This is a genomic window from Microbacterium sp., from assembly GCF_036566905.1.
In the GTDB taxonomy this organism is placed as follows: Bacteria; Actinomycetota; Actinomycetes; order Actinomycetales; family Microbacteriaceae; genus Microbacterium.
Map to the genome: position 1 here is coordinate 1 of NZ_DATCVK010000130.1, position 19,476 is coordinate 19,476.

Consider the following 19,476-nt stretch of genomic DNA (forward strand, 5'->3'; position numbering starts at 1 on the left):
ACCGCGGCGGTCGGCGTCGACGCGGGCCGGGTCGTGCTGCGCGACGCGGCCACCGGTGCAGAGACGCCGTTCACGGCATCCGTCGTGGTGAACGCGAGCGGTCCCTGGACGGATCAGACCAACCTCGCGCTCGGGGATCCGACCCGTTACATGGGCGGCACGAAGGGGTCCCACATCGTCCTCGACCACCCGCAGCTGCTCGCGGCGACGGGTGGACGGGAGCTGTTCTTCGAGAACGAAGACGGTCGCATCGTGCTCATCTATCCGCTCAAGGGCCGGGTTCTCGTCGGCACGACCGACCTCGAGCACGACATGGGCGACCCGATCGTGTGCACCGAGGCCGAGGTCGACTACTTCATCGAGTTGATCGGCCAGGTCCTTCCCTCGATCCCGGTGGAGCGCTCGCAGATCGTCTACCGGTTCGCGGGCGTGCGTCCGCTTCCGGGGCATGGCGATGTCTCGCCGGGATTCGTCTCACGCGACTACCGCGTCGAGTCGGCGCCGCTCGTCGGCGGAGACACCACGGTGCTCAGCCTCGTCGGCGGCAAGTGGACGACCTTCCGCGCGTCGGCCGAGCACCTCGCCGACCTCGTCCTGGAGGCGCTCGCCCTGCCACGGCGCCGTTCGACGCGGGGCGTGCCGATCGGCGGCGGCCGAGGCTTCCCGACGACCGAGCGCGCGCGCCAGCAGTGGATCGCCGCGCACGCCGTCGATGTTCCGGCCGCGCGCGTCGCGACGCTGCTCGATCGCTACGGCACGGTGGCCGAGGCCGTGGCCGACGCGATCGCCGCCGATCCCGACGACGCCCCGCTGGAGCACCTGCCCGGCTACAGCTCGGGGGAGCTGCGGCACCTCGCAGCGACCGAGGATGTGGCGCACCTGGACGACGTCCTGCTGCGGCGCACGAGCATCGCCTTCATCGGCGCCGCGACGGACGAGGCGGTGGCGGAAGTCGCCGCGGCGATCGCCCCCGTGCTCGGCTGGGATTCCGCGCGCTCGGCCGTGGAGGTGGCACGCGCGCTCGAGCGGGTCCACGCCGCCGATCCGACCTGGGCTCCAGCGTCGGCGCGATAGCCTGACCGCACCCGGGCGCTGCCCGCGGCACCGAGGGCGATGCCGCCCACCGACGAAGGAGACGACGTTGCCCGACCACGTGCTGTCCATCGATCAGGGCACGACATCGACGCGTGCGATCGTGTTCGACGCCGAGGGCGCGGTAGTGGCCGTGTCGCAGCGCGAGCACGAGCAGATCTTCCCCCGCGCGGGATGGGTCGAGCACGACCCGGTGGAGATCTGGACCAGCGCCGAGTGGGTGATCGCGTCCTGCCTGACGCGCGCCGGGATCGGCGCGGCCCAGGTGGCCGCCATCGGCGTGACCAACCAGCGCGAGACCGCGATCGTCTGGGAGAAGCGCACCGGCCGTCCGGTGCACAACGCGCTCGTCTGGCAGGACACGCGCACGCAGCCGCGCATCGACGAGATGACGAAGGAGGGCGGCGCCGATCGGTTCGCCGACACCACGGGGCTGCCGCTGGCCACGTACTTCTCGGCGTCGAAGGTCGCATGGATCCTGGACCGCGTTCCGGGCGCCCGCGCGGCCGCAGAGGCCGGGGAGCTGCTGTTCGGCACTCCCGACACCTGGGTGGTGTGGAACCTCACGGGCGGCGCGCGGGGCGGCATCCACGTGACGGACGTGACCAACGCGTCGCGGACGCTCCTGATGGACCTGCGCACGCTCGACTGGTCCGACGACCTCCTCGACACCTGGCGCATCCCGCGGGCCATGATGCCCGCCATCCGGTCGTCGTCCGAGGTCGTGGGGCACTCGCAGCTGCCGTCCGTGCTCGACGGCGTCCCCATCGCCGGCATCCTCGGCGACCAGCAGGCGGCGACGTTCGGGCAGGCCGCCTTCGACGCGGGCGAGTCGAAGAACACGTACGGCACCGGCAACTTCCTCCTCGTGAACACCGGGACCGAGATCGTGCGCTCGGGCAGCGGCCTCATCACGACCGTCGGCTACCGCCTCGGCGACGAGCCCGCACGGTACGCGCTCGAGGGGTCGATCGCGGTCACCGGCTCGCTCGTGCAGTGGCTGCGCGACAACCTCGGCATCATCCACCGTTCGGAGGACGTCGAGACGTTGGCCGCCAGCGTCGACGACAACGGCGGCGCGTACTTCGTGCCGGCGTTCTCCGGACTCTTCGCGCCGTACTGGCGGCCCGACGCGCGGGGTGCGCTCGTCGGACTCACGCGGTACGTCAACAAGGCGCACATCGCCCGTGCCGCGCTCGAGTCGACCGCCTTCCAGACCCGCGACGTCATCGAGGCTGTCGTCGAGGACACCGGCCGGACGCTCGACGAACTGCGCGTGGACGGCGGCATGACGCGCGACGACCTGCTCATGCAGTTCCAGGCCGACATCCTCGGCATCCCCGTTGTGCGCCCCAAGGTCGTCGAGACGACGGCGCTCGGCTCCGCCTACGCGGCCGGGCTCGCGACCGGCGTCTGGAGCGGGCTGGACGAGCTGCGGACCCACTGGCGCGAAGACGTCCGCTTCGAGCCGCGGATGCCGGAGGACGAGCGCGAGCGGCGCTACCGCCAGTGGCGCAAGGCCGTGTCGAAGTCGCTCGACTGGGTCGACGACGACGCCCGCATGCTCATGGGCACGACGGGGAGCTGAGCCCTACTTCAGCAGCCGCGAGAGCCGCCGGTCGGCGAGGATCTTCCCGCCGGTCTGGCAGGTCGGACAGTACTCGAGGGAGTTGTCGGCGAAGAAGACGCTGCGCACCTCGTCGCCGCACACCGGGCACGTCTCGCCGCGGCGTCCGTGCACCTGCATGCCGCGCCGTTTGGCGTCCTTGAGTTCCGCCGGCGGTTTGCCGGATGCCTCGCTGACGGCATCCGTCAGCGTCTCGGTCATCGCGTCGAACAGGCGCGCGATGTCGTCGTCGCCAAGGGACGAGGCCAGCGCGTAAGGCGACATCTTCGCCGCATGCAGGATCTCGTCGGAGTAGGCATTGCCGACGCCCGCGATGATCGCCTGGTCGCGCAGCACGCCCTTGATCTGGGTGCGTCGTCCCTCGAGGAGTGAGGCGAAGACGTCGCGCGTGAACGTCGGTTCGAGCGGGTCGGGGCCGAGTCGAGCGATGCCCGGCACATCGGCGGGGTCGCGCACGACGTACACCGCGAGCGACTTCTTGGTCCCCGCCTCGGTGAGGTCGAATCCGGCGCCGTCCGACAGGGCGACGCGCAGCGCGATCGGCGTCTTGCCCGGCCGGATGACCGTCTTCGGCAGCTCGTCGTACCAGCGCAGCCATCCCGCCTTGGCGAGATGGAACACGAGGTGAGGGCCGGTCGTCGAGAGGTCGACGAATTTGCCGTGGCGCGAGGCGCCGGTGATCTCGGCATCCGTCAGCGCCTCGATCGGCGGGTCGTACGTCTTCAGCGCCGCGATGTTGGCGACTGTCGCGCGCGCGATACGCACACCGGTGAGCCGCTCGCGGAGGAAGTCGACGAGTCCCTGCACCTCGGGCATCTCGGGCATGCGCTCATCCTGCCACGCAGCGGGGACAGCCGCGCCACCGCGCACAACTCAGGCTGGTCGGCCGACGCCGGCGCTGTGTCCGCCGCTACGGCCTTGTACTGCCTGAGTTGCGCGCCGTCGACCGCCGCACACTCCTCCCCAGATGTGCGCCGCCGCGGCTTGTCCACTTTGTGGGATCAGCGGTCCAGGCCGCGGGGGCGCGGCGTCGACGGTTCAAGGATGGATGCTAGGACTCCGGGCTCTGTGCTCACACGAGCCGACCTGCTCGCCCAGGGCTTCAGACCGCGGCAGATCACTCTGGCCGTCCGGGTAGGCGAACTCATTCGCGTGCGTCGGAATCACTACGTGGCGCAATCTTCTCCCGACACGGAGCGAGCCGTCCGGGTAGGTGGGCGTCTTGCATGCATTTCGCTTCTCGCCGCCTTCGGTGTGTTCGTGCTCGATGCCGACGCCCTGCACGTCCATCTGCTCAGGACCATGTCGCGGCTGCGCAGTCCAGACGACGCGCGGAGAACTCTGGATGCGCGGACGCGGCGCGGACTCGTCCTGCATTGGTGGCCGCTGAGCCGACCGCGCGAGGTGCTCGTCGGCCAGGTCGGGCTGTTCGACGCCGTGGTTCAAGCTGTCCGCTGCCAGACGCCCCGAGCCGCCGTGGCGACGCTCGACAGCGTCCTGCACCTCGGAATCCTCACATGGGACGAGGTGCGCGACGTGTTCACCCACCTGCCGGCGCGGTACCGGCCCCTCTTGCGCCTGGTCGACGGAATCGCGGAGTCGGGCCCCGAGACGCTCGTGCGGCTGATGCTGCGCCAGCTCGGACTGCGGTATGAGGCGCAGGTGGAGATCGCCGGTGTCGGACGCGTCGACTTCGTCGTCGAGGGCTGGCTCATCATCGAATGCGACAGCAAGGAGTTCCATGAGGGGTGGGCGAAGCAGCGACGTGATCGGAAGCGGGATCTCGCGGCCGCTCGACTGGGCTTCGTCACCTTGCGTCCGCTGGCAGAGGACGTCATGTATCGGCCGGAAGAGGTGCTCGACGCGCTCCGCGGTCTTGCGCGCGGACGCCGCCGCTAGCTCGTCGGGGTCGGGCCCACGCGCACATCTCAGGCAGAACGCCATCTCGGCGACCGGGAGGGACGCTCGGCACCGCGATCTGCCTGAGTTGTGGCGAGGCGTGCGCCGGCGACGTCGGATGAAGACGCCCCGCGGCACTGCGAACAGTCAGTCCGGATCAGTCGGCCCGGCGACGGTGGGCACCGGGCGTGCGCACAATTCAGGCTCAACCGCCAGATGGGGCTCAATCTGTTCTCGGAACCGCAAGTTCGCCTGAATTGTGCACTGCGGGCGGACTGCGGGCGGACTGCGGGCGGACTGCGGGCGGACTGCGGGCGCGGTACGCGACGCCGACCCGGGAGGGGATGCCGCGGCGGTGAGCCGCGGCATCCCTCCCGCGATCAGCGGGTGCGGCGGAGGAGGCCGACCTTGTCGTAGACGTCGCCGAGGGTGCGGTTCGCGACGGCCTCGGCCTTCGCGGCGTTCGCGGCGAGCACGCGGTCGAGCTCGGCGGGATCGTCGAGCAGCTCGAGGGCCCGCTGGCGCACGGGTCCGAACTCGTTCACCACGACCTCGGCGAGCCCCTTCTTGAAATCGCCGTAGCCGCGGCCCGCGTACTCGTCCTCGATCGCCGGGATCTGACGGCCCGTCAGGGCGGCGTAGATGACCAGCAGGTTCGAGACGCCCGGCTTGGCCTCGCGGTCGTACCGCACCGACCCCTCGGAATCGGTGACGGCGCGCATGATCTTCTTCGCCGACACGGCCGGGTCGTCGAGCATCCACAGGACGCCGGCATCCGACTCCGCCGACTTCGACATCTTCGCCGTCGGATTCTGCAGGTCGTAGATGCGCGCGGTCTCCTGCTGGATGACCGGCATCGGCACCGTGAACGTCTCGCCGAAGCGGCTGTTGAAGCGTTCGGCCAGGTCACGGGTGAGCTCGACGTGCTGCTTCTGGTCGTCGCCGACCGGCACGATGTCGGTCTGGTACAGCAGGATGTCGGCCGCCATCAGCACCGGGTAGGTGAAGAGCCCGACCGAGGCGACCTCCGCGCCGTAGCGCTGCGACTTGTCCTTGAACTGCGTCATGCGCCCGGCCTCGCCGAAGCCGGTGACCGTGGACAGGATCCACGCCAGCTCGGCGTGCGCCGGGACGTGCGACTGCACATACAGCGCCGACTTCGACGGCTCGATCCCGGCGGCGATGTACTGCGCAGCTGTCCGTCGGGTCTTCTCGCGGAGGTGCTCCGGGTCCTGCGCGACGGTGATGGCGTGAAGGTCGACCACCGAGAAGAACGCGTCGTACGACTCCTGCAGATCGCGCCACTGCATGAGCGCCCCGATGTAGTTGCCGATCTGGAGCGAGTCGGCGGAGGGCTGCATGCCGGAGTACAGACGCGGTTTGCTCATCCGGCAAGTCTATAAAGCGGATGCCGCGCGCCGCGCCGCGCGGGAACCTCGGGCGCGCGGGGTGCGCGCCCTGCCTCGGACCTGGCTCAGCCGGCGCGGCGTTCGAGCCCTTCGAGGAGGATGTCGAGGGCGAACTCGAACTCGGTGCGGTCGTCGCACCAGCCGAGGGTGCCGACCTCGTCGTCGTGGACGACGTCCTGCAGCATCGCCTGCACGTTCGGCATGAGCCGGCCGAGCTCGGCAGCGGCGGTGGGGTCGGGCTCGCCGTCTGCACCCTGCGGATCGTCGAGGATGAGCTCCTGGGAGAAGCCGAACTGCCGGCTGCCGAGGGTGTGCATGGCGTGATGGATCAGATCCCACGACAGGCCTCCCGACCTCATGACGGCGACGTTCGCGTCGACCCAGCCGGCGAAAGCCGGCGTCATCGTGCCGCGGGACTCGAGAGCGCGCGGCGCCCACGGATGCTCCACGAGCACCTCGCGGGCGGCGAGGATGCGCGCGCGCAGGTGCTCCCGCCATGACGACGGAGGCGGAGTCGTCCCCGCTGCGGCACGGCGCGCGACGTCTTCGAAGACGAGGTCGAGGGCACCGGTGACCACGGCATCCTTGCCGCGCACGTGGTAGTAGATCGACATCGGCTCGACGCCGAGCTGCTGTGCGAGCCGGCGCATGGTGAGCGCGTCGATGCCGCCTTCGTCGGCGAGGCGGATGGCCTCACGCAGCACCCGTTCGCGTGACAAGGGCTCCCGGCGGGAAGCCGTCGCGACCGTCGTCATGTGCCACCTCCTGGGTCCACGGTACCGCCCGTCGCCGCTGGGCCGGCCGAGCGGTGGACTTCGCGGCGGGTCTGGACAGCACGCGCGGATGGCGGTACCTTACGTTGTAAGTCATACAGCGTAAGGCTGAGCCGATGGAGGACGTCACATGAGCACGACCGAGAAGCGGGCGCCCCGTTCCGAGGGATCCGCCGGGGGAGTCGCCGGCGACGCCACCACCACCATGCGGGCTGCCGTCTACGACCGCTTCGGCGGCCCCGATGTGGTGTCGGTCGAGCGCATGCCGCGCCCCACGCCCGCCGAGGATCAGCTCCTGGTGCGCCTGCACGCCGCGAGCGTCAGCGTCGCCGACCACCGGGTGCGTGCGCGCGACGTGCCTCGGGGGCTTCGACTGCCCACGATGTTCGCGCTCGGCTGGCGGCGGCCGAAGCATCGCGTGCTCGGAATGGACGGCGCCGGCGTCGTCGAGGCAGTGGGTGCCGGCGTGGCCGACTTCGGCGTCGGCGATCGCGTCGTCCTTCTCCGGGGTGCCGCGTTCGGCTGCCACGCCGAGTACGTGGTCGTCCGTGCCGCCGGCGCGGTCGCGCGGATCCCCGATGAGCTCGCGTTCGTCGACGCCGCGGCGCTGCCGTTCGGCTTCGGCACCGCGCAGGTGTTCCTGGAAGCGGGAGGCGTCGGGCGGGGCGACGACGTCCTCGTGAACGGCGCGTCGGGGTCGGTGGGCTCGGCCGCCGTCCAGCTCGCGAAGCGCCTCGGGGCGCGGGTGACCGGCGTATGCAGCGCGGGCAACGTGGGGCTGGTGCGCGACCTCGGCGCGGACCGGGTCGTCGACTACGCCCGCGAGGACTTCACGTCATCGGGCGCACGGTACGACGCTGTCGTGGAGTGCGTCGGCAATGCGCCGTACCGGCGGGCGCGTCGGGCGATCCGTCACGGGGGAGTGCTCCTGCTCGTCATCGCCGACCTCGCCGGGATGCTCGGATCGAAGCTGCGACCGGTGCGCCACGGCATCCGTCGCGTGCAGGACACCGGCGCCGTGACCGGCGCCCACCTCGCGGAGTTCGCTCAGCTCGCCGCGGCGGGCGAGGTGCGCCCGGTGATCGATCGCGTGTACCCGCTCGACCGGATCCGGGAGGCGCACGCCTACGTCGACGGCGGGCACAAGCGGGGCAACGTGATCGTCACCCTCGCCGATCCCTCGTGACGCAGTCCGGCCGGCCCGCCGCCCCGCCTGTGTGGCTCGCGGGGCTGCTCAGCGCTCAGCGTCCGAGCGTGTAGTCAGCAACCACGGGGGAGTGATCGCTCCACCGGGTGTCCCACGACGGCGCGCGCACCACACGGTAGTCGACCACCCGGTCGCCGAGCTCGGGCGTCGCGAGGTGGTAGTCGATCCGCCAGCCGGCGTCGTTGTCGAACGCGCGCCCGCGCATCGACCACCAGGTGTACGGACCGTCGACGTCGCCGTGGAAGCGACGCCCGATGTCGACCCAGCCGAGGCCGGGGCCGCGCGACCCGTCGGCACCGGTCACCTCGGCGCCCTCTTCCCCGAAGAATCGGTCGAAGTACGCGCGCTCGCGGGGGAGGAAGCCGGCCTTCTTGACGTTGCCCTTCCAATTGCGGATGTCGAGCTCGCGGTGGCCGACGTTCAGGTCGCCCATCACGAGCGCCAGGGGCGACGCGGCCTTCAGCTGCGGCATCCGCTTCTCCATCGCGTCGAGGAAGGCCCACTTCGCGTCCTGCTTCGGGGTCTCGGCCTCGCCGGTGTGCACGTAGGCACTCACCACGATGAGCCGCTCGCCGTCGATGTCGAAGTCGGCCTCGATCCAGCGGCCGGCGCTGTCGAGCACCTCGGCCGCATCGTCGGCAGCCGGGCCGAGTACGCGTCGCACCTCGATCGAGGGGACGCGGCTGGCGACCGCCACGCCGGCACGGCCCTTGGACAGCGCCTCGTCGTTGACGATCTCCCACCCGGGGAGGGCCGCGCGCAGCTCCTCTTCGGTCGCCCGCACCTCCTGCAGGGCCATCACGTCGATGTCGGCGGCGTCCAGCCAGTCGATCATGCCCTTGCGCGTGGCGGCGCGGATTCCGTTGACGTTGACAGAGGCGATGCGAACACGGCGAGACACGACGGCAAGACTATCCGTCGCCGCCGACACTCATTCGAACAGGCTGCCGGCCTTCTTCGCCGGGGCGGCCGGGGCGGCCGCCTCGACCTGGGCGAGCTCCTGCTCCGCTTCCCGCACCGCGCGGTCGGCCGCCCACTGCCGGTACCAGGGAGCCGTGTCGCGCGACTCCTGCGCCGTGCGCAGCCGCACCCGTGCCGCCACCAGCAGGGCGGCGTGCTCGGCGGCGAGCCGCTCGGCCTCGGTCTGCGGCAGGAGGGGGATCTCCTCGTCCTTCGCGGCGACGGCGATCCATGCGGCCGCCACCAGCATGATGATGCCGATGATGCGGAACCACAGCAGCAGGCCGACGAAGATCGCGAACGTCGCCAGCAGGGCGTTCGTGGGCGTGTAGATGAAGAGCCAGCCCGTGAAGAGCTGCAGCACGGTGATCGCGCCGCCGCCGAGGAGGGCACCTGGCCAGATCCGGCGCCACGGCAGCTTCGTCCCGGTGAGGAAGCGGATGAGCCCCCCGAGCGCCGCGCTGAAGATGACGAAGGAGATCGCTATCGTGCCGATGCTCGTGGTCACCCCGACCCAGCCCGACGCGTTCTCCCACCCGAGGAAGGCGAACAGCCAGCTGAGCGCCCACGTGCCGAGCGTCGTCGCTGCGAAGCCGACCACGAGAGCGAGCGCGAACAGCCCCGCCCCGACGAGATCCCGCGCCTTCAGATAGAAGTAGCTGCGAAGATCCGGCGGCAGCCCGAAGATGTCGCGCACCGCGCGGCGGGCGAACGTCACGAACCCGATCGCCGTCCAGATCAGGGTGCCGAGGGCGATGATGCCCGTGACGCCGAGGACGCCGGCATTGCTCGTCGCCACCTCGGTCACCTGCTGCTGGGTGAACAGCCCGTCGTCGCTGATCAGGCCGGGGATGTAGCTGTTGATGAGCCTGATGAGCGCTTCAACCGCATCCGTGCTGCCGCCGAGCCAGAGTCCGGTGATCGCGAACGCGACGTAGATGGCGGCGAAGGTCGCGAACAGCGCCTGGTAGCTCACGCCGGCGGCGAGCAGGAAGCCGTTGTGCTGGAGGAAGTGGCGCCACACCCGCACCGGGAACCACGCCATGGTGCGCTGCGTCAGCGCGGTCGCCTTGCTGAGGGGCTGGTCGAACCGCTCGCGCAGGTTCTCCTGCGTCGCTTCCCAGCGAGCCCTGAGCGACTCCTCTTCGCGCTGCGCGGCATCCGCCTGATCGCGAGCCTCGTCGTGCTCGTGCGCGCGCGTACGATCCTGTCTGCGCGCGTCGTCCCGTTGGCTCACGGAAGCCAGAGTATCGACTGCCGGATGCCGCACTGCGCCGCGGGGCGGCATCCGCCCGGTGAATCGGACAGAGCGGCTACGCGCGTCCGCGCAGGACGGCCTGCTTGACCTCGGCGATCGCCTTCGTCACCTCGATGCCGCGGGGGCATGCCTCGGTGCAGTTGAAGGTGGTGCGGCAGCGCCACACGCCTTCCTTGTCGTTGAGGATGTCGAGGCGCACGTCGCCGGCGTCATCGCGCGAGTCGAAGATGAAGCGGTGCGCGTTGACGATCGCGGCCGGGCCGAAGTACTGCCCGTCGGTCCAGAACACGGGGCACGACGAGGTGCACGCCGCGCAGAGGATGCACTTCGTGGTGTCGTCGAAGACCTCGCGGTCGACGATCGACTGGATGCGCTCCTTGCCGGGCTCGGGCTTCGAGTTCGCGATGAGGAACGGCTGCACCTCGCGGTACGACGCGAAGAACGGCTCCATATCGACGACGAGGTCCTTCTCGAGGGGCAGGCCCTTGATCGCCTCGACGTAGATCGGCTGCGAGATGTCGAGATCCTTGATGAGGGTCTTGCACGCGAGCCGGTTGCGGCCGTTGATGCGCATCGCGTCGGAGCCGCAGATGCCGTGGGCGCACGAGCGACGGAACGTCAGCGACCCGTCGACCTCCCACTTGATCTTGTGGAGGGCGTCCAGCACGCGGTCGGTCGAGTAGAGCTCGACGTCGTAGTCGACCCAGCGCGGCTCTTCGTCGACCTCAGGGTTGAACCGGCGGATGATGAACGTCACCAGGAACGACTGGATGCCGGTGTCGTTGGTGGCCTCCTCCGCGCGGGCGGGTGCGTCCGCGTCGGTGCGCTCGATGACGTCGGTGACCGAGGTCGACATCAGTACTTCCTCTCCATCGGCGGGTAGTTCAACTCGCCCTTTTCGTTCTTCGTGAAGACGACGGGCTTCCACCCGAGGCTGATGTGGTCCTCGGCGCTCGAGGAGTGCGGGTCACCCGACAGATACGCCATGGTGTGCTGCATGTAGTTCTCGTCGTCGCGCTTCGGGTAGTCGTCGCGCATGTGGCCGCCGCGGCTCTCCTTGCGGTTCTTCGCGGTCACGACGACCACCTCGGCGATGTCGAGGAGGAAGCCGAGCTCGACGGCCTCGAGCAGGTCGGTGTTGTACCGCTTGCCCTTGTCGTCGACGTGGATGTTCTTGAAGCGCTCGCGCAGCTCCTCGATGACCTCGAGCACCTCGCCGAGCGACTCGTCGGTGCGGAACACCTGGGCCTTGCGGTCCATCTCGTCCTGCAGCGTCTTGCGGAGCACGGCGATGCGCTCGGTGCCCTGGTTGTTGCGCAGGCCCTCGATGAGACCGCGCACCTCGGCGGTGGGGTCCTCGGGGAGGGGCACGAAGTCGGCGGTCTTGACGTACTCGACGGCGTTGCGGCCGGCGCGCTTGCCGAACACGTTGATGTCGAGCAGCGAGTTGGTGCCCAGGCGGTTCGAGCCGTGCACCGAGACGCACGCGCACTCACCGGCGGCGTAGAGGCCCGGCACGACGGTGGTGTTGTCGCTCAGCACCTGCGCGTCGTTGTTGGTCGGGATGCCGCCCATCGCGTAGTGCGCGGTCGGCATGACCGGCACGGGCTCGACGACGGGGTCGACGCCGAGGTAGGTGCGGGCGAACTCGGTGATGTCGGGGAGCTTCGTCTCGAGCACCTCGGCGCCCAGGTGCGTGCAGTCCAGGAGCACGTAGTCGCGGTGCGGACCCGCGCCCCGGCCTTCGGCGACCTCCTGCACCATGCAGCGACTGACGATGTCGCGCGGCGCGAGGTCCTTGATGGTGGGGGCGTAGCGCTCCATGAAGCGCTCGCCCGAGACGTTGCGCAGGATCGCGCCCTCACCGCGGGCGCCCTCGGTGAGGAGGATGCCGAGTCCGGCCAGGCCGGTCGGGTGGAACTGGAAGAACTCCATGTCCTCCAGCGGGAGGCCCTTTCGCCAGATGATGCCGACGCCGTCACCGGTGAGGGTGTGCGCGTTGGATGTCGTCTTGAAGATCTTGCCGAAGCCGCCGGTCGCGAAGATCACGGCCTTCGACTGGAAGACGTGCAGCTCGCCGGTGGCGAGCTCGTAGGCCACGACGCCCGCGATCTGCTTGTCCTTGCCCTCGCCGACCGTGATGAGGTCGAGCACGTAGAACTCGTTGAAGAAGTTGATGCCCAGCTTCACGCAGTTCTGGAAGAGGGTCTGCAGGATCATGTGACCCGTGCGGTCGGCGGCGTAGCAGGCGCGCCGCACCGGGGTCTTGCCGTGGTCGGCGGTGTGGCCGCCGAAGCGCCGCTGGTCGATCTTGCCCTCGGGTGTCCGGTTGAACGGCAGGCCCATGTTCTCGAGGTCGATGACCGCGTCGATGGCCTCCTTGGCCAGGATCTCGGCCGCATCCTGGTCGACGAGGTAGTCACCGCCCTTGACGGTGTCGAAGGTGTGCCACTCCCACGAGTCCTCTTCGACGTTGGCCAGCGCTGCCGCCATGCCTCCCTGCGCCGCACCGGTGTGCGAGCGCGTGGGGTACAGCTTCGAGATGACGGCCGTCCTCGCACCGGGCCCGGCCTCGATCGCCGCGCGCATGCCGGCCCCGCCGGCTCCCACGATGACGATGTCGAACTGGTGGTAGTGAACGCCGTCTTTGACGTAGCTCGCAGTGCTCTCGGTGCCGGCAGGGGTCTCAGTGCTCACGCTGGATGCTTTCGGTGGTCGATGCTCGGGGGGCGCCCGAACGCTATGCGCAGATTCCGACGATGAGGTCGGAGGCGGTCTCGGCGTCGAAGCCGATGCATGGGTCGAAGGTGAACACGACCAGCGTGCCCAGCACGATGAGGAACGCGGCGGCGAGCCACAGCACCCACACCAGCACGCGACGCGTCGTCGGGTGCGTGACGTAGTCGTTGACGATGGTGCGCATGCCGTTGGCGCCGTGGATCAGCGCGAGCCACAGCATCAGCACGTCCCACCACTGCCAGAACGGCGAGGCGTACTTGCCCGCCACGAAGGCGAAGTCGATGCCGTGGATGCCCTCGCCGAGCATGAGGTTCACGAAGAGGTGGCCGAAGATGAGGACCACGAGCAGCACGCCCGAGGCGCGCATGTAGATCCAGCCCCACTTCTCGAGGTTGGGCCCCTTCCGCCGGACAGGGGAGTACGGGGCGCGGGGGTCGGCGATCGCGGTCATCAGTGACCTCCTCCCGGGGCGAAGGCGAGCATGAGATGACGCGGCGCGAAGCCGAGCATCGTCACGACCCACAGCCCGAGGACGCCCCACCACAGCTGGCGCTGGTGGCGGGTGGCCCACGACCAGAAGTCCACCAGGATGATGCGCAGCCCGTTGTAGGCGTGGTATGCGATGGCGCCCACGAGTGCGACCTCGCCGAGGGCCATCACCCAGTTCTTGTAGGTGCCGATGACCGCGTCGTACGCCTCGGGGGAGACCCGGATGAGGGCCGTGTCGAGGACGTGGACGAGCAGGAAGAAGAAGATCGCGACGCCGGTGATGCGGTGCAGCACCCACGACCACATGCCTTCGTTCCCGCGATACAGCGTGCCGCGGGGAACTCGGGAGGTGGTCTCGGATACCGACGGTGTGACGCGTGCTGGTGCAGACACGGCCGTCCTCCTTGGATCGAAACACGGTGGGGCTGGCCTCTGACTGCGAGGACGGCCCCCGAAGAGGGCCCGTAGCGGTGCGCTTCGGGCCGTCGGCGTCACGCGGGCGCTGCGACCATCCTATTCCCGTCGCGCTGCGGTGGGGGATTAGGTGGGCCTAACTTCTCTCGACGTCGAGAGATCTCGGGGCGCGTCCGCGGTCTCGTGGAAAACACTCCGAAACCTTTTGCCCTGCCTGAAAGCGCCGCCTAGCGTTTGTTGTACGCAAGAACATATGTGCCGCTCAGGCGACGCGTATGACCGACAACGATGTCAGGAGTTCCCCATGCGCCGATCTCTCCGATCACTTCTGGCGGCCACGGTCGCCGCTGCTCTGGTACTGCCTCTCTGGGGCGCGACCGCAGCGAACGCCGAGCCTCCCGGATACAGCCACGCCGACAAGGACACCCTGCGCAATCAGGCGCCGCGCGATCTCGCCATCGGCAGCGCCGTCTGGGGCAAGCGGGACCTCGTCGACTACGACCGCAGCGCACCCACCGAGTACCAGCAGGTCCTCAGTGCCCAGTTCTCGTCACTGACGCCCGAGAACGACATGAAGTGGGATGCCGTCCACCCGGCGCCGGACGTGTACGACTTCTCGTCCGCCGACGCACTGGTCGCCTTCGCCCAGGCGAACCACCAGCAGGTGCGCGGTCACACGCTGCTGTGGCACAGTCAGAACCCGGCGTGGGTCACCGCGGCGAGCCAGACGTGGACGTGCGACCAGGCCCGTGCCGTGCTCGAGGACCACATCCGCACCGTGGTCGGCCACTTCAAGGGCGAGATCTACGAGTGGGATGTCGCGAACGAGATCTTCCAGGACACGTGGGACAACGGCGGGGTGCGGCTGCGCACCGAGGCGAACCCGTTCCTCAAGGCCTGCGCCGCGGACCCGATCGCGCTCCTCGAGGACGCGTTCCGCTGGGCGCACGACGCCGACCCCGAGGCGGTGCTGTTCCTGAACGACTACAACGCTGAGGGCATCAACGAGAAGACCGACGCCTACTACGCGCTCGCACAGCGGATGCTGGCCGACGGCGTCCCGCTGGGCGGCTTCGGCGCCCAGGGCCATCTCAGCCTGCTCTACGGCTTCGACACCTCGATCCAGGCCAACTTCGAGCGCTTCGCCGCGCTGGGTCTGCAGGTGGCGGTGACCGAGGCGGACGTCCGCATCCCGCTGCAGGCAGGTGAGACCGGCCCGACGCCCGAGCAGGTCGCCGTGCAGGCCGAGCGCTACGACGCCACGCTGACGGCGTGCCTGAACGTGACCGCCTGCTCGTCGTTCACGGTGTGGGGCTTCCCGGACGCCAACTCCTGGGTTCCCGACGTGTTCCCCGGCGAGGGGTGGGCGACGATCCTCGAGGACGACTACTCGCCGAAGCCCGCTTTCGACGCGATGCTCGAGTCGCTGCGCGAGGCGACGCCGGGCACCTCTCCGCGGCACGGCTGAATCGGGTGCGACGGCGGCCGGCCGCGAGGTCGGCCGCCGTCGCGCGCGCAGGTTCGGCGGTAGCCTCGGAGACATGCCAGGACCTATCGACGACTTCTACGCCGTGATTCCCGCAGGCGGCATCGGCAGCCGGCTGTGGCCGTTGTCGCGTGCCGACGCGCCGAAGTTCCTCCACGACCTCACCGGCTCGGGGCAGACCCTGCTGCGCGACACCTGGGACCGGCTCGAGCCGCTCGCCGGCCCCGATCGCATCGCCGTCGTGACGGGCCGCGCGCACCGCGGTGCGGTGGAGCGGGAGCTCCCCGGCATCGCCGACAAGAACGTCTTCCTGGAATCCGAGCCCCGTGACTCGACGGCGGCGATCGGCCTCGCAGCCGCGATCCTCTCCCGCCGTGAGCCCGAGGTCATCATCGGCTCGTTCGCCGCGGATCACGTCATCCGCGTGCCGCAGCTGTTCGAGTGGGCGGTGAACCAGGCGGTCGCCACCGCGCGCGAGGGGTACATCTGCACCATCGGCATCCAGCCGTCCGAGCCGTCGGTGGGCTTCGGCTACATCAAGAAGAGCGACGCCCTGTCGATCGACGGTGCGCCCGAGGCCGCGCTGGTGGAGAGCTTCGTGGAGAAGCCCGACCTCGACACGGCGAAGGAGTACTTCGCCGACCGCAACTACCTCTGGAACGCGGGCATGTTCATCTCTCGCGCCGACGTGCTCCTCGGCGAGATCGCCGAGAACGAGCCGCAGCTGTATGCGGGACTCATGGACCTCGCCGAGGCGTGGGACGACCGCGACGAGCGCGGACCGGTCGTCGACCGGGTGTGGCCGACGCTCAAGAAGATCGCGATCGACTACACGGTCGCCGAGCCCGCGGCCGCGAAGGGGCGCCTCGCCGTCATCCCCGGCCACTTCGACTGGGACGACGTCGGCGACTTCGCGAGCCTCGCCAAGCTCAACTCCCACGGACGCAAGAACGACCTCGCCATCCTCGGCGAGAACGCGCGCATCCTCTCCGACGCCGCCAGCGGCATCGTGGTCAGCCAGACGCGACGCGTCATCAGCCTGATCGGCGTGCGCGACATCGTCGTGGTCGACACCGAGGATGCGCTCCTGGTGACCACGAGCGAGCACGCGCAGCGCGTGAAGGGCGTCGTCGACGCACTCAAGCTGAGCGGGCGCGGCGAGGTGCTGTGAAGGATGCCGCGGCGGCGGCATCCGCTCTCCTCATCGCACCGCGTATTGCGTCTTTGTAACCTTTCGCGAACAGGGGCCGCTGGAGTATGCAACCGCGCCGTCACAGTGGGTAACTTTGTGCAGTCCCCGTGAAGGACGCGGGGGAATGTAGTGGAGGCTGAGTTGACCATCTCACGCACCAAGAAGCTTGTCGGCGTCACAGCCGCCGCAGGCATTCTGCTGGCCCTGGCGGGCTGCGGCTCCGCACCCGAGACGAGCCCGACCGACGGCGGCGACGCCGGACCCGCGGTCGAAGGCTTCACCCCGTGCATCGTCTCCGACGACGGTGGCTTCAACGACAAGTCGTTCAACCAGTCGGCGCTCGAAGGCATGCAGAAGGCTGCCGACGAGCTGGGCGTCGAGCTGATCGACGTCGAGTCGTCGTCGCAGAACGACTACGCGCCGAACCTCGAGAACCTGGTCTCGGAAGGCTGCACGTTCATCGTCTCGGTCGGCTTCAAGCTCTCCGCCGACACCGTGGCCTCGGCGCTCGCGAACCCCGAGCTCGAGTACGCGATCATCGACGACTGGGCCGACAACACCGGTGCCACCGGCGACGACGGCAAGGACACCGGCGACGGCGAGACCGACGCGCCGAACATCAAGCCCCTCATGTTCGACACGGTGCAGGCCGCGTACCTCGGCGGCTACGCCGCGGCCGCATGGTCGGCGCAGTCCGGCGTCAACAACGTCGGCACCGTCGGCGGCATCCCGATCCCGCCCGTGACGATCTTCATGGACGGCTTCGTCGACGGCGTCGAGAAGTACAACGAGGACAAGGGCGCCTCCGTCGCCACGTACGGCTGGGACGTCGCTGCCCAGACCGGCCAGTTCACGTTCAACTTCGAGGCGAACGACGACTCGAAGCAGGCCATGCAGACCGCGCTCGACCAGGGTGTCGACGTGCTCCTGCCCGTCGGCGGCCCGATCTACCAGAGCGCCGCACAGGCCATCCGCGACACCGACAACGGCGCCGTGATGCTGGGTGTCGACTCCGACCTCGCCGTCGCCGACCCGTCGGTCGCCGACCTCGTGCTGGTCTCGATCATGAAGCGGATCGACAGCGCGGTCTACGAGGCGACCATGCAGGCCGCCGCGGACGAGTTCGATGTCGCTCCGTACGTCGGCACGCTCGACAACGACGGCGTCGGCCTCTCCGGCTTCGGCTCGTTCGAGTCGCAGCTGCCGGACGGCCTCCTCGACGAGCTCGATGCTCTGAAGGAGCAGATCATCTCGGGTGACCTCGAGGTGACCTCGCCCAGCTCGCCGTAATCCGAGCGCAGACATGCCGCGGCCGGGTGGATGCCATATCCGCCCGGCCGCGGTCCTTCCTCGCCCGCTGCCTCAATCGCTAAGGTGCACAGTATGAAGCTCGAGCTCCGTGGAATCACGAAGCGGTTCGGGTCTCTCGTCGCGAACGACCACATCGATCTCGTGGTCCGACCCGGTGAGATCCACGCTCTCCTGGGGGAGAACGGCGCCGGCAAGTCCACTCTGATGAACGTGCTCTACGGCCTCTACCAGGCCGACGAGGGCGACATCCTGCTGGACGATCGGGTCCAGCACTTCCGCGGCCCGGGTGACGCCATGGCCGCGGGCATCGGCATGGTGCACCAGCACTTCATGCTCATCCCCGTCTTCACGGTCGCCGAGAACGTCATGCTCGGCCACGAGAGCACGAAGGCGCTCGGCGCGCTCGACCTCGGCGCCGCCCGCCAGCACGTGCGCGACGTCGCCGCCCGCTTCGGGTTCGAGGTCGATCCCGACGCGCTCGTCGGCGAGCTCCCGGTCGGCGTGCAGCAGCGCGTCGAGATCATCAAGGCGCTCGCGCGCGATGCGAAGGTGCTCGTCTTCGACGAGCCCACCGCGGTGCTCACGCCGCAGGAGACCGACGAGCTCATGGCGATCATGAGGCAGCTCCGCGATGAGGGCACCTCGATCGTCTTCATCACCCACAAGCTCCGCGAGGTGCGCGCCGTCGCCGACCGCATCACCGTCATCCGGCTCGGGAAGGTCGTCGGCGAGGCCTCGCCCACCGCCTCCAACACCGAGCTGGCCTCGCTCATGGTCGGGCGCGCCGTCGAGCTCACCGTCCACAAGAACCCGCCGAAGATCGGCGAGGGCGGCCTGGCGGTCGACGGCCTCCGCGTCATCACCGCCGAAGGCGCGGTCGTCGTCGACGACGTCAGCTTCACGGTCCGCCCCGGTGAGGTGCTCGCCGTCGCGGGCGTCCAGGGCAACGGTCAGACCGAGCTCGTCGAGGCCATCGTCGGACTCGGCGACCGCGTCAGCGGCTCGGTCTCGCTGGACGGCATCGAGCTGGTCGGCAAGAGCATCCGCGCGATCCTCGACGAAGGCGTCGGGTTCGTGCCGGAGGACCGCACCGAGGACGGCCTCGTCGGCACGTTCACCGTCGCCGAGAACCTCATCCTCGACCGCTCCGGCGACCGCGACTTCGTGCGCGGCGGCACCATCCGCCGTGGAGAGCTCGAGGACTTCGCGAAGGCGCGCATCACCGAGTACGACATCCGCACCCAGGGCGCCGATGTGCCCGCGGGCACGCTGTCGGGCGGCAACCAGCAGAAGGTCGTCATCGCCCGCGAGATGAGCCGCGAGCTCAAGCTCCTCGTCGCGTCGCAGCCGACGCGCGGCGTCGACGTCGGCTCCATCGAGTTCATCCACCACCGCATCGTCGAGACGCGGGATGCCGGGGTGCCGGTCCTCGTGGTGTCCACCGAGCTGGACGAGGTCGTAGCCCTCGCCGACCGGATCGCGGTCATGTACCGCGGCGGGATCGTCGGCATCGTGCCCAGCGACACGCCTCGAGACGTCCTGGGCCTCATGATGGCGGGCGAGTCGCCCGAGAGTGGAGCGGCTGCGTGAACGACCAGTCCCCGGCACCGGCCTCCGGAG

Annotated in this window: 17 protein-coding genes; 8 read left to right on the top strand and 9 right to left on the bottom strand. The window is 69.5% G+C overall.

The features are described 5' to 3' along the window. Positions 1 to 1,074 (top strand): FAD-dependent oxidoreductase (locus VIP82_RS10175; protein ID WP_331908180.1); only part of this gene is annotated, 1,074 nt, incomplete at its 5' end. Positions 1,075 to 1,141: 67 nt separating this feature from the next. After that, positions 1,142 to 2,680: a glycerol kinase GlpK gene (glpK, locus tag VIP82_RS10180; RefSeq protein ID WP_331908182.1), complete on the top strand. Its 1,539-nt coding sequence runs from the start codon at positions 1,142 to 1,144 to the stop codon at positions 2,678 to 2,680. A 3-nt stretch (positions 2,681 to 2,683) separates the two neighbouring features. Here glpK and VIP82_RS10185 read toward each other — a convergent pair whose 3' ends face one another. Further along, positions 2,684 to 3,544 (bottom strand): Fpg/Nei family DNA glycosylase, encoded by an 861-nt coding sequence (locus VIP82_RS10185; RefSeq protein WP_331908184.1) that lies wholly within the window; start codon positions 3,542 to 3,544, stop codon positions 2,684 to 2,686. 435 nt (positions 3,545 to 3,979) lie between these two features. On the opposite strand from VIP82_RS10185, the gene VIP82_RS10190 reads away from it, so the two are divergent. Beyond that, entirely contained in the window at positions 3,980 to 4,618 is a 639-nt protein-coding gene (locus tag VIP82_RS10190) for an endonuclease domain-containing protein (protein WP_331908185.1), read from the top strand. Positions 4,619 to 4,998: 380 nt separating this feature from the next. Here VIP82_RS10190 and trpS read toward each other — a convergent pair whose 3' ends face one another. Then, on the bottom strand, positions 4,999 to 6,006 hold the full coding sequence (gene trpS, locus VIP82_RS10195) for a tryptophan--tRNA ligase (protein WP_331908187.1): 1,008 nt from the start codon (positions 6,004 to 6,006) through the stop codon (positions 4,999 to 5,001). A gap of 86 nt (positions 6,007 to 6,092) precedes the next feature. Continuing rightward, the gene (locus tag VIP82_RS10200; RefSeq protein WP_331908189.1) at positions 6,093 to 6,782 is read right to left on the bottom strand and encodes a TetR/AcrR family transcriptional regulator; all 690 of its coding nucleotides are present in this window, start codon (positions 6,780 to 6,782) and stop codon (positions 6,093 to 6,095) included. A 148-nt stretch (positions 6,783 to 6,930) separates the two neighbouring features. On the opposite strand from VIP82_RS10200, the gene VIP82_RS10205 reads away from it, so the two are divergent. Beyond that, positions 6,931 to 7,986: an NAD(P)-dependent alcohol dehydrogenase gene (locus VIP82_RS10205; RefSeq protein ID WP_331908191.1), complete on the top strand. Its 1,056-nt coding sequence runs from the start codon at positions 6,931 to 6,933 to the stop codon at positions 7,984 to 7,986. Positions 7,987 to 8,041: 55 nt separating this feature from the next. Here the strand turns inward: VIP82_RS10205 and VIP82_RS10210 are convergent, their stop codons facing one another. From VIP82_RS10210 to sdhC, 6 genes are all read right to left on the bottom strand, one after another. Next, positions 8,042 to 8,908 carry an exodeoxyribonuclease III gene (locus tag VIP82_RS10210; protein ID WP_331908193.1) on the bottom strand — a complete coding sequence of 289 codons (867 nt, stop codon included), beginning with the start codon at positions 8,906 to 8,908 and terminating at the stop codon, positions 8,042 to 8,044. Between the two features lie 30 nt (positions 8,909 to 8,938). Then, entirely contained in the window at positions 8,939 to 10,204 is a 1,266-nt protein-coding gene (locus VIP82_RS10215; protein ID WP_331908195.1) for a YihY/virulence factor BrkB family protein, read from the bottom strand. 76 nt (positions 10,205 to 10,280) lie between these two features. Then, positions 10,281 to 11,081: a succinate dehydrogenase iron-sulfur subunit gene (locus VIP82_RS10220; protein ID WP_331908197.1), complete on the bottom strand. Its 801-nt coding sequence runs from the start codon at positions 11,079 to 11,081 to the stop codon at positions 10,281 to 10,283. Beyond that, entirely contained in the window at positions 11,081 to 12,922 is a 1,842-nt protein-coding gene (gene sdhA, locus VIP82_RS10225; RefSeq protein ID WP_331908199.1) for a succinate dehydrogenase flavoprotein subunit, read from the bottom strand. The genes VIP82_RS10220 and sdhA overlap by 1 nt, the downstream gene beginning before the upstream one ends. 43 nt (positions 12,923 to 12,965) lie before the next feature. Then, positions 12,966 to 13,415 carry a succinate dehydrogenase hydrophobic membrane anchor subunit gene (locus tag VIP82_RS10230; protein ID WP_331908201.1) on the bottom strand — a complete coding sequence of 150 codons (450 nt, stop codon included), beginning with the start codon at positions 13,413 to 13,415 and terminating at the stop codon, positions 12,966 to 12,968. Then, a complete protein-coding gene (gene sdhC / locus VIP82_RS10235; protein WP_308868247.1) occupies positions 13,415 to 13,846 on the bottom strand; it encodes a succinate dehydrogenase, cytochrome b556 subunit in 432 nt (143 codons plus the stop codon). Before sdhC ends, VIP82_RS10230 begins: the two co-directional genes overlap by 1 nt. A 325-nt stretch (positions 13,847 to 14,171) precedes the next feature. On the opposite strand from sdhC, the gene VIP82_RS10240 reads away from it, so the two are divergent. The 4 genes from VIP82_RS10240 to VIP82_RS10255 all read left to right on the top strand — a co-directional run bounded on the left by VIP82_RS10240 (position 14,172) and on the right by VIP82_RS10255 (position 19,446). Beyond that, the gene (locus tag VIP82_RS10240) at positions 14,172 to 15,335 is read left to right on the top strand and encodes an endo-1,4-beta-xylanase (protein WP_331908203.1); all 1,164 of its coding nucleotides are present in this window, start codon (positions 14,172 to 14,174) and stop codon (positions 15,333 to 15,335) included. A 73-nt stretch (positions 15,336 to 15,408) separates the two neighbouring features. Then, positions 15,409 to 16,524 (top strand): mannose-1-phosphate guanylyltransferase, encoded by a 1,116-nt coding sequence (locus VIP82_RS10245; protein ID WP_331908205.1) that lies wholly within the window; start codon positions 15,409 to 15,411, stop codon positions 16,522 to 16,524. Positions 16,525 to 16,686: 162 nt separating this feature from the next. Then, positions 16,687 to 17,835: a BMP family lipoprotein gene (locus VIP82_RS10250; protein ID WP_331908207.1), complete on the top strand. Its 1,149-nt coding sequence runs from the start codon at positions 16,687 to 16,689 to the stop codon at positions 17,833 to 17,835. Between the two features lie 93 nt (positions 17,836 to 17,928). After that, positions 17,929 to 19,446, top strand: a complete 1,518-nt coding sequence (locus tag VIP82_RS10255; protein WP_331908209.1) for an ABC transporter ATP-binding protein — start codon at positions 17,929 to 17,931, stop codon at positions 19,444 to 19,446. Positions 19,447 to 19,476 lie beyond the last annotated feature (30 nt).

Excerpts from the sequence above, each read along its gene's own strand:
- VIP82_RS10185 (WP_331908184.1), bottom strand. The coding sequence starts at position 3,544 with ATGCCCGAGATGCCCGAGGTGCAGGGACTCGTCGACTTCCTCCGCGAG.
- VIP82_RS10240 (WP_331908203.1), top strand. The coding sequence starts at position 14,172 with ATGCGCCGATCTCTCCGATCACTTCTGGCGGCCACGGTCGCCGCTGCT.
- VIP82_RS10205 (WP_331908191.1), top strand. The coding sequence starts at position 6,931 with ATGAGCACGACCGAGAAGCGGGCGCCCCGTTCCGAGGGATCCGCCGGG.
- VIP82_RS10255 (WP_331908209.1), top strand. The coding sequence starts at position 17,929 with ATGAAGCTCGAGCTCCGTGGAATCACGAAGCGGTTCGGGTCTCTCGTC.
- VIP82_RS10230 (WP_331908201.1), bottom strand. The coding sequence starts at position 13,415 with ATGACCGCGATCGCCGACCCCCGCGCCCCGTACTCCCCTGTCCGGCGG.
- VIP82_RS10245 (WP_331908205.1), top strand. The coding sequence starts at position 15,409 with ATGCCAGGACCTATCGACGACTTCTACGCCGTGATTCCCGCAGGCGGC.
- VIP82_RS10220 (WP_331908197.1), bottom strand. The coding sequence starts at position 11,081 with ATGTCGACCTCGGTCACCGACGTCATCGAGCGCACCGACGCGGACGCA.
- trpS (WP_331908187.1), bottom strand. The coding sequence starts at position 6,006 with ATGAGCAAACCGCGTCTGTACTCCGGCATGCAGCCCTCCGCCGACTCG.
- VIP82_RS10200 (WP_331908189.1), bottom strand. The coding sequence starts at position 6,782 with ATGACGACGGTCGCGACGGCTTCCCGCCGGGAGCCCTTGTCACGCGAA.